The organism is Halomonas sp. AOP43-D1-4 (assembly GCF_052446175.1).
Classification (GTDB): domain Bacteria; phylum Pseudomonadota; class Gammaproteobacteria; order Pseudomonadales; family Halomonadaceae; genus Vreelandella; species Vreelandella citrativorans.
The window spans coordinates 1-348 of the sequence record NZ_JBQSVY010000053.1; the positions used below are offsets into that span (position 1 = coordinate 1).

Here is a 348-nt window from a genome sequence, read left to right on the forward strand (position 1 = left end):
CCTGAATTCAACTAATAAGTGCAGCACCTGCGGTTTCTAGTGCTCCTGAATATTCTCCTAAAAACACCTGGGCTGGGGTTCGATATCCCAGCCGCTTTCTGGGTCTATCGTTCAGCTTGTGAACAACGCGTCGCAGCTCTGCATTAGTCACCTTCCGGAAGTCTGTACCTTTCGGAAAATACTGCCTGATCAGGCCGTTGGTGTTCTCGTTTGTCCCACGCTGGCCTGAACAGTAAGGATCACAGAAATACACGGAGGCGCTAACCGCTTTTGCGACCGTCTCGTGGTCTGCAAACTCCGAGCCATTGTCTAGCGTGATCGTCTTCACCGCGCCCCGACGAGGCTTAA

Annotated in this window: 1 protein-coding gene; it reads right to left on the reverse strand. The window is 52.6% G+C overall.

The annotated features are described in order from the left end of the window. Positions 1-7: 7 nt before the first annotated feature. The coding region (locus tag ACT3RQ_RS17750) for an IS30 family transposase (protein WP_444680995.1) at positions 8-348 on the reverse strand (341 nt) is incomplete at its 5' end.